Genomic DNA, 8,755 nt, shown 5'->3' on the forward strand with positions numbered 1-8,755 from the left:
AAAGAAGAGGTTGTCATTTTTATGACAACCTCTTCTTTTTTACTCTATAGAACAAATAATAGGCTTATCCGTTCTATATGATGATATTAGTTATAGTAACTGTATATATAATATTGTTCAAAGCTGTAGATTGGGATAGTAAAACTATAATTTATAGAATTATCGTTTTTTTGTTGTAATTATCCTACTAATAAAAGGATCTGAAACCCCGTACAATTTACTCTTATGGAAGAGCGTAAATCACATCAATTGCTGCGTAAACGAGGCGAACATAATGCTTCTGTTTCATATTCGGAGCTTCTGTTCGATTTAATTTATGTGTTTGCTGTAACTCAGCTATCACATTATTTATTGCATCATCTCAACTTTCAGGGAGTTGTCGAAACTACTATTCTCTGGTTCGGAGTCTGGTTGGTTTGGCAGCATACTACATGGGTCACCAATTGGTTTAATCCAGATACACGTCCCATTAGGTTACTGTTGTTTGGGGTTATGCTTGTCAGTTTAATGATGGCTGCTTCATTACCCAAAGCATTTGGAGATAGGGGACTTATTTTTGCTATTTGTTATGCAGCCATTCAGGTTGGGAGGACTTTGGTTATTTTATCTTTACTTGGAAATAGTCATCACCTTACTCCTAATTTTAAAAGAATATTGGGTTGGTCTTGTATATCCGGATTCCTTTGGATTTTAGGTGGATTCAATGAAGGGAATTTCCGTATTTTATTGTGGGCAATGGCAGTACTATCCGATTATCTTTCTCCCATGTTTGGCTTTTACTTGCCTTTTCTCGGGCGTTCCGATTCTGGTAAGGAGTGGACTATAGATGGTCACCATTTAACTGAGCGATGTCAATTGTTTGTTATTATAGCTTTCGGTGAAACTATCTTAATGATAGGTGCTTCACTTAGTGAAGTAGAGGTTTGGAGAGTTGAGAGAATTGTAGCTGCTCTTGTCTCTTTTATAGGTAGTTTGGCTATGTGGTGGATATATTTTGATGTCAGTAGCGAAGCTGCGACTCATAAGATACAACACTCTTCCAATCCCGGACTTTTAGCTCTTAAATATCATGCTGTACATGTAATATTAGTAGGTGCTATTATTATTTGTGCGGTGGGCGATGAGTTAGTTGATAGTGAACCATCTGCAACAGTAACCTATACTTCGTTGTATGTGCTGATTTTTGGTACTATCCTTTATTTGTTGGCAAATATGGTCTTTAAGTGGATAACGTGTCACTCAATATCCATCTCTCATTCTATTGCTATTTTAGTGTTGCTTCTATTAATTCCTGTAAGCTTTTTTATGAGTATATTGATAATAAATAGTATCGTGGTTGCAGTGTTTATTTGTATTGCTATTTTCGAAGTTGTTGCTCCTAAAGTAAAAAGAGAAGAGTTATTAGAAAAGCTTTAGAAAAGACTTTTTCTTGTGAAATTTTACTCTTTTTGAGTCGGTTTTTCAGAGAATAGATAACATTTATTACTTATAAAATAGTGTGAAAATCTATCTTTAAAAAGTTAATTGAGTAATTTGTAAGGTGGGCTTGACAAAATGATTCTTTTTTGGTTTGTGTGTGTGCCAGTGTGTGTTATATTGATAAAATATATGAGCTAATAGATGACAATTGAAAGGAAAAGGTTTATATTTGTAGGAGAAATGTATCTATCTGTCATTTTCAGATCCTAAAAAACTAATTATGCAATCGAATCTATATGATTTTGTGCCGATCCTGATGCAAGTGGCATTTTCAGTTGTATTTGTGTTCGCAACAATATTTATATCAAACTATCTAGGTCCTAAGCACCGATCGTCTAAAAAGAATCAAAATTTCGAATGTGGAATTGAATCGATAGGCGATGCGCGAACTCCTTTTGCGGTCAAATACTTCTTAGTGGCCATTCTTTTCGTGCTTTTCGATATCGAAATCATTTTTATGTACCCTTGGGCAATTAATTTCAAAACAATAGGTATTAGTGGCTTGTTAAAGATGGGAGGATTTATCTCTCTTCTATTGGTAGGCTATCTTTATATTGTGAAGAGAAAAGCTTTAGAGTGGGAGAAGTAAGATCATAGATCTTTTTACTAATAAGTAACTGAAAGTTTTTCAAAAGTAATAACAAGCAATTGTTATTACACTGAATAAATAATAAATTAGGTCTCCGACCTTAAGTATTGTAAACTGAAACTTGTTATAGATTGATAATATAGCAAAATTATTTTTCTGTGCTTAAAACATGAATCATGAGTGAATCAACTAAATTAAATATAGTGCCTGCACCCGAAGGATATACGGGGAATGGTTTCTTCGCTACCAAGTTTGATTATGTAATTGGTTTGGCTAGGGCTAACTCTATGTGGCCTTTGCCTTTTGCTACATCATGCTGTGGTATCGAATTTATGGCAACTATGGCGTCAACCTATGATATGGGACGTTTCGGAGCCGAGCGTAATAGCTTCTCTCCACGTCAAGCCGATATGTTGTTAGTGATGGGAACTATTTCTAAAAAGATGGGTCCCATTTTGCGTAATGTATACGAACAAATGGCAGAGCCTAAGTGGGTTATTGCTGTAGGTGCGTGTGCTTCTTCAGGTGGTATTTTCGATACATATTCAGTGTTGCAGGGAATTGATAAAATTATACCTGTGGATGTTTATGTACCGGGTTGCCCTCCTCGTCCGGAGCAAATTTTGGATGGTTTAATGGAACTGCAAGAAATAGTAAAAAGCGAATCTATACATCGCCGTGGATCGGAAGTATATAAAGAGCTTTTAGAATCATATAAAATAGAATAAGGTCTCTGACCTTTTATAAAATATATAATGTCATTGGAAACTATTGATATTCAAAACAGAATAACCGAAGCGTTTGGAGCTGAAGTTTTAAATTTTAGAATGGAACAAGACATTCTGACTTTTGAAGCTACTCCTGCTGTAATCAAGAATGTAATCCGTTTTATGAAAGAAGATAAGGCTTTAAGCTTTAACTTCATGACAGACCTATGTGCTGTACATTATCCGGATAATGACATTGAGGCTCAGTTTGCAGTTGTATATCTATTGCATAATTGGGTTGATAATGTAAGAGTAAGAGTGAAAACTTTCTTGAATGGTAATAAAGTAGAGGTTGATACAATGACCGATATTTTTGCAGCAGCCAATTGGATGGAGAGAGAGACTTACGATTTTTATGGTGTTAAGTTTATCGGACATCCAAACTTGAAGCGAATTTTGAATGATGACGGAATGACATCATTCCCGATGCGTAAAGAATATCCATTAGAAGATTCAGGACGTAGCGATAAAGACGACCGCTTCTTTGGTCGAACAACGAATAACTATCAACCCAAATAAGGTCTCTGACCTTCTCGTTTCTTTGGTTAGTGCCATAGCTAAAGAATGTTATAGTTAAATGATATGGCAGTAGAAATTGTATAAGCTAAAGACAGAAAGACTGAAATGTCAGACCTATTATTACACCCCGAACATCGCTTTGCGAAAATCTTAAGAGATCATACTCCCGAAGATGGTCGTGAGTTGTCGGTTCTAAACTTCGGACCTACGCATCCTTCTACACATGGTGTATTTCAAAATATACTACTTATGGATGGGGAGCGTATTCTGGATGCCGATACTACTGTAGGTTATATACACAGAGCTTTTGAAAAAATAGCGGAAAACAGAGCATTCTATCAGATTACTCCGTTGACCGACCGTATGAACTATTGTTCTGCACCAATCAACAATATGTGTTGGTGGATGACAGTAGAAAAAGCTTTGGGTGTAGAAGTTCCTAAGCGTGCACAATATATGCGCGTTATTGTCATGGAATTGGCACGCATTACCGACCACCTTATATGTAATGGTATTTTAGGTGTCGATTTAGGTGCGTATTCTCCTTTCCTTTATGTAATGAAATACCGTGAATTGGTTTACGAAATCTATGAAGAGATTTGTGGAGGTCGTTTAACTACCAACATGGGACGTATTGGAGGTTTCGAAAGAGATTGGAGTGAAGCTGCATGGCGAAAATTAGATGAATTTCTAGAAGGCTTTCCAAAGGCTTGGGACGAACTCGAAAGAGCTTACCTGCGAAATAGAATATTCATGGATCGTACAGTAAATGTGGGATCTATTTCTGCAGAAAAAGCTATGAATTATGGCTTTACAGGTCCAAACTTGAGAGCAACCGGTATAGATTATGATGTACGTGTAGCAAAACCATATAGTTCGTATGAAGATTTCGATTTTATAGTACCGGTTGGTCAATCGGGAGATACTTATGATCGTTTCTGTGTACGTTGTGCAGAAGTAAAAGAAAGCTTGAAGATAATTCGTCAAGCTAAAGATAACCTTCCAGAAGGCGACTATCATGCAGATGTACCCGACTATTATCTTCCTCCTAAAGAAGAAGTGTATACAAGTATGGAAGCTTTGATTAATCACTTTAAAATTGTGATGGGCGAAATACCTGTTCCTGTGGCAGAAGTATATCATGCTGTAGAAGGTGCTAATGGCGAACTTGGAATGTATCTGATTACTGATGGATCGCGTACTCCATATCGTTTGCATTTCCGCAGACCATGTTTTATATATTACCAGGCATTTGCAGAGATGATTAAAGGTGGAATGTTTTCGGATGCGGTAGCTACATTGTCAAGTATAAATGTTATTGCCGGAGAATTAGACGCATAATGGAAAAAAAAGAATACAATCAAGAAATAAATATAACGGAAGAACTGATGGCTCGTATTAATGAGTTTATCGGTCATTATCCCGAAGGAAAGAAAAAATCTGCAATGTTGCCAGTGCTTCATGCAGTACAAGATGCTCATGACAATTGGTTGAGTGTTCCTTTAATGAATAAGGTTGCCAAGATATTAGAGGTTCATCCTATTGAGGTGTATGAGGTGGTTACATTTTATACCATGTTCAATCAACACCCTAGAGGTAAATATACATTCGAATTTTGTCGTACATCATGTTGCAGTATTCGCGGTGGTGAAGATATGCTCGATTATGCTTGCAACAAGTTAGGCATAAAAGAGGGTGGAACTACCGAAGATGGAATGTTTAGTGTTGTAGGAACTGAGTGTTTGGGTGCTTGTGGTTACGGTCCTATGCTTCAATTAGGTGATTTTTATCACGAGCATTTAACCGAAGAAAAGTTTGATGCATTAGTTGAAGACTGTAAACAAGGTAAAATAAAACTAGATTGATTTGCGATGGCTAGAAAGATATTATTAGAGAACATAGATATTCCCGGAATAAAGGATTACGAAGTTTATCGCAAAAACGGAGGTTATAGAGCTGTTGAGAAAGCTATTAAAACAATGACTCCTGATGAAATCGTAGAACAAGTAAAAACTTCGGGCATTAGAGGTCGTGGTGGAGCAGGATTTCCTATGGGACTTAAATGGAGCTTTATCGATAAAAAATCGGGTAAGCCTCGTCACCTGGTAGTAAATGCCGATGAGTCTGAGCCTGGAACTTTTAAGGATCGTTTCCTTATGGAACATATTCCCCACTTGTTGATTGAAGGAGCTATTATATCCAGTTTCGCTTTAGAAGCAAACCTATCTTATATCTACATTCGTGGAGAATATATGTGGGTGTTTAAGATCCTTGAGAAAGCTATAAAAGAAGCCTATGCCAATGGATGGTTGGGTAAAAATATATTGGGTACAGGTTACAATCTCGATTTATATGTACACTGTGGAGCAGGAGCATATATTTGCGGAGAAGAAACTGCACTTATCGAATCATTAGAAGGTAAGAGAGGTAATCCTCGTATCAAGCCTCCATTTCCTGCTGTAAGCGGATTATGGTCTGAGCCAACTGTTGTGAATAACGTAGAGTCGATTTCGGCTGTATCGTGGATTGTAAATAACAGTGGTGAGGAATACGCTAAAATAGGATTAGGTAAATCAACAGGAACTAAATTGATTTCGGCTTCGGGACATATCAAAAATCCGGGAGTGTATGAAATTGAAATGGGTATGACTGTAGATGAATTTATGAACTCCGATCAATACCTTGGTGGTATGATTGATGACCGTCCTTTAAAGGCGTTTATTCCTGGAGGTTCTTCTGTACCAATTCTTCCTGCAAACTATATATTTAAGACTGCGAACGGTGAAGATCGTTTGATGACTTACGAATCTCTGGCCGATGGTGGTTTCACTACCGGATCATCTATGGGATCGGGAGGATTTATCGTATATAACGATTCTGCTTGTGTAGTGCGTAATACTTGGAATTTTTCACGATTCTACCATCACGAAAGTTGTGGACAATGTTCACCATGTCGTGAAGGTACAGGATGGATGGAAAAAATCTTAGAACGTATCGAAAATGGTCATGGACGTCAAGAAGACATTGATCTTTTATGGGATATTCAAAGCAAGATAGAAGGAAATACTATTTGTCCGCTTGGTGATGCTGCTGCATGGCCTGTGGCTGCTGCAATTCGCCATTTCCGTGAAGAATTTGAATATCACGTACGTTTCCCTGAAAGAATTAAAAATAGAAATCACTTTGTAAATGAACCTATGGAAAAGGTTAGACATTTACTCTCATTATAAGTACCTATGAAAGTTACAATAGATGGACATACAATAGAAGTAGAAGCCGGTACTACAGTGTTGGAAGCAGCACGTGCTATTGGCGGACCTAGTGTGCCTCCTACCATGTGTTACTATTCTAAACTGAAAGATTGTGGTGGAAAATGCCGTTGTTGTCTGGTAGAGATAAGTAAGGGTAGCGAAAGAGACCCTCGCCCTATGCCAAAACTTCAACCATCGTGCGTTACAGCAGTTCAAGATGGAATGGAGGTGAAAAGTGCTACATCACCCAAAGCTTTGGATGCCCGTAAGGCTGTTACCGAATTTTTGTTGATCAATCACCCTTTAGATTGCCCTGTGTGTGATCAGGCAGGTGAGTGTGATTTGCAGAATCTGGCTTATGGGAACAAGAACTTTAAGACTCGCTACAAAGAACAAAGAAGAACGTTTGAGCCCGAAGATATTGGTCCATACATTCAACTACATATGAATCGTTGTGTATTGTGTTATCGCTGTGTGAAATTGGCAGATCAACTTACACCCGAACGTGTACATGGTGTTGTTGGACGTGGCGATCATGCTCAGATATCAACTTATATATCTAAGGCTATTGATAATGATTTCTCAGGAAATATGATTGATGTATGTCCTGTTGGAGCATTAACAGATAAAACATTTCGTTTCGAATCTCGTGTATGGTTTAATAAACCTTACAATGCACATCGCGATTGTCCTACATGCTCGGGTAAAGTAACCCTGTGGATGTTTGGTGATAAAGTACAACGTGTAACAGGTCGTAAAGATGTTTATCATGAAGTTGACGAGTTTATCTGTAACGATTGTCGTTTCCATCATAAAAATGCCGAAGATTGGGTAATTGAAGGACCACGTAAATTCGAGAAACCATCAGTACTTAATATCAATAATTATATTCGTCCTTTGAAAAAAGTACATATAGATGCTGATGAGCTGATTCTTGAAGGACGAGAGCAGGATGAGAAAAAAATCAGTATGCCTGCAGTTCCTTATGACGAGGTAGAGTTGGAAGCAATAAAAGAAGTAAAAGAAGAATAAAGGTCACCGACCTATTAAATACTTGAAAGTACTTACAAGAATATGGAAATTTCATTTATATTAGAGAAGCTTATTCTTATTATCATAGTCTTTGCCGTAACAATGTTTTTTGCATTGTATTCGACTTTGGCTGAGCGTAAAGTTGCCGGATTTATCCAAGACCGTTACGGACCTAACCGTGCAGGTATATTCGGAATTTTACAACCTTTAGCTGATGGAGCTAAACTTTTCTCGAAAGAGGAGTTTATGCCCAACACTCCCAATAAAATATTATTTACAGTCGGACCAGCAATGGCTATGATTGTTTCTCTTCTAGGGAGTGCAGTTATACCTTGGGCTAATAAGTTTGTAATTGCAGGAGTAGAATATATACCTCAGGTTGCAGATATAAATATAGCTCTACTGTATGTAGTAGCTGTAATGTCTACTGCTATTTATGGAATAGTAATTGGAGCATGGGCTTCTAACAATAAATATTCTTTGATGGGAGGTATTCGTGCAGGTGCTCAAATGGTATCGTACGAAGTTGCTATGGGATTATCTCTGATCGCTCTGGTGATGATGACAGGAACATTTAGTCTGCGTGAAATAACAGAACAACAAGCGGGCTTTGGTTGGAATGCTTTTTATCAACCGCTAACTTTATTTATATTTCTGATCTGTTCATTTGCGGAGTGTAATCGTACACCTTTCGATTTAGCTGAATGTGAGTCGGAATTGGTAAATGGTCACCATACAGAGTTCTCTTCTATGAAGATGGGATTCTATATGTTCTCAGAATATGTAAGTATGTTTTTCTCTTCGGCATTGATTTCGATTCTATTCTTTGGAGGATATAATTATCCGGGTATGGAATGGGTTGCTGAGAATTGGGGTGGAAATATTGCAAATACATTAGCGGTCTTTACTCTATTGGGTAAAATATCATTCTTCATATTCTTTTATATGTGGGTACGATGGACTATTCCTCGTTTCAGATATGACCAATTGATGCGTCTGGGATGGAAAATGTTATTCCCTTTGGCATTATTCAATATTTTGCTGAACGGTATTCTAATTCTTATTTTTAAATAAGATCATCGATCTGTCTGTGATAAGTAAACAAAAGTATTTAATGA

The 8,755-nt window shown here is 37.3% G+C and carries 9 protein-coding genes; all 9 read left to right on the forward strand.

Going from position 1 to position 8,755, the window contains the following annotated elements:
* Positions 1–225 precede the first annotated feature (225 nt).
* The 9 genes from HGC4_RS07795 (at position 226) to nuoH (ending at position 8,711) form a co-directional block, all read left to right on the forward strand.
* Positions 226–1,416 (forward strand): low temperature requirement protein A, encoded by a 1,191-nt coding sequence (locus HGC4_RS07795; RefSeq protein ID WP_050709567.1) that lies wholly within the window; start codon positions 226–228, stop codon positions 1,414–1,416.
* Positions 1,417–1,699: 283 nt separating this feature from the next.
* On the forward strand, positions 1,700–2,068 hold the full coding sequence (locus tag HGC4_RS07800; protein ID WP_050709568.1) for an NADH-quinone oxidoreductase subunit A: 369 nt from the start codon (positions 1,700–1,702) through the stop codon (positions 2,066–2,068).
* Positions 2,069–2,244: 176 nt separating this feature from the next.
* A complete protein-coding gene (locus HGC4_RS07805; RefSeq protein WP_050709569.1) occupies positions 2,245–2,796 on the forward strand; it encodes an NADH-quinone oxidoreductase subunit B in 552 nt (183 codons plus the stop codon).
* A gap of 27 nt (positions 2,797–2,823) precedes the next feature.
* Entirely contained in the window at positions 2,824–3,354 is a 531-nt protein-coding gene (locus tag HGC4_RS07810) for an NADH-quinone oxidoreductase subunit C (protein ID WP_050709570.1), read from the forward strand.
* Between the two features lie 105 nt (positions 3,355–3,459).
* On the forward strand, positions 3,460–4,695 hold the full coding sequence (gene nuoD / locus HGC4_RS07815) for an NADH dehydrogenase (quinone) subunit D (RefSeq protein ID WP_050709571.1): 1,236 nt from the start codon (positions 3,460–3,462) through the stop codon (positions 4,693–4,695).
* Positions 4,695–5,219 carry an NADH-quinone oxidoreductase subunit NuoE family protein gene (gene nuoE / locus HGC4_RS07820; protein ID WP_050709572.1) on the forward strand — a complete coding sequence of 175 codons (525 nt, stop codon included), beginning with the start codon at positions 4,695–4,697 and terminating at the stop codon, positions 5,217–5,219. The genes nuoD and nuoE overlap by 1 nt, the downstream gene beginning before the upstream one ends.
* 6 nt (positions 5,220–5,225) lie before the next feature.
* On the forward strand, positions 5,226–6,584 hold the full coding sequence (gene nuoF, locus HGC4_RS07825; protein ID WP_050709573.1) for an NADH-quinone oxidoreductase subunit NuoF: 1,359 nt from the start codon (positions 5,226–5,228) through the stop codon (positions 6,582–6,584).
* 6 nt (positions 6,585–6,590) lie between these two features.
* Positions 6,591–7,637, forward strand: coding sequence for an NADH-quinone oxidoreductase subunit G (locus HGC4_RS07830; RefSeq protein WP_050709574.1), 1,047 nt, complete (start codon positions 6,591–6,593; stop codon positions 7,635–7,637).
* A gap of 42 nt (positions 7,638–7,679) precedes the next feature.
* The gene (gene nuoH, locus HGC4_RS07835; protein ID WP_050709575.1) at positions 7,680–8,711 is read left to right on the forward strand and encodes an NADH-quinone oxidoreductase subunit NuoH; all 1,032 of its coding nucleotides are present in this window, start codon (positions 7,680–7,682) and stop codon (positions 8,709–8,711) included.
* Positions 8,712–8,755: the final 44 nt, after the last annotated feature.

Source organism: Dysgonomonas sp. HGC4 (assembly GCF_001261715.1).
In the GTDB taxonomy this organism is placed as follows: domain Bacteria; phylum Bacteroidota; class Bacteroidia; order Bacteroidales; family Dysgonomonadaceae; genus Dysgonomonas_A.

Coding starts and splice junctions, on each gene's coding strand:
- HGC4_RS07795 (WP_050709567.1), top strand. CDS start 226: ATGGAAGAGCGTAAATCACATCAATTGCTGCGTAAACGAGGCGAACAT.
- HGC4_RS07800 (WP_050709568.1), top strand. CDS start 1,700: ATGCAATCGAATCTATATGATTTTGTGCCGATCCTGATGCAAGTGGCA.
- HGC4_RS07805 (WP_050709569.1), top strand. CDS start 2,245: ATGAGTGAATCAACTAAATTAAATATAGTGCCTGCACCCGAAGGATAT.
- HGC4_RS07810 (WP_050709570.1), top strand. CDS start 2,824: ATGTCATTGGAAACTATTGATATTCAAAACAGAATAACCGAAGCGTTT.
- nuoD (WP_050709571.1), top strand. CDS start 3,460: ATGTCAGACCTATTATTACACCCCGAACATCGCTTTGCGAAAATCTTA.
- nuoE (WP_050709572.1), top strand. CDS start 4,695: ATGGAAAAAAAAGAATACAATCAAGAAATAAATATAACGGAAGAACTG.
- nuoF (WP_050709573.1), top strand. CDS start 5,226: ATGGCTAGAAAGATATTATTAGAGAACATAGATATTCCCGGAATAAAG.
- HGC4_RS07830 (WP_050709574.1), top strand. CDS start 6,591: ATGAAAGTTACAATAGATGGACATACAATAGAAGTAGAAGCCGGTACT.
- nuoH (WP_050709575.1), top strand. CDS start 7,680: ATGGAAATTTCATTTATATTAGAGAAGCTTATTCTTATTATCATAGTC.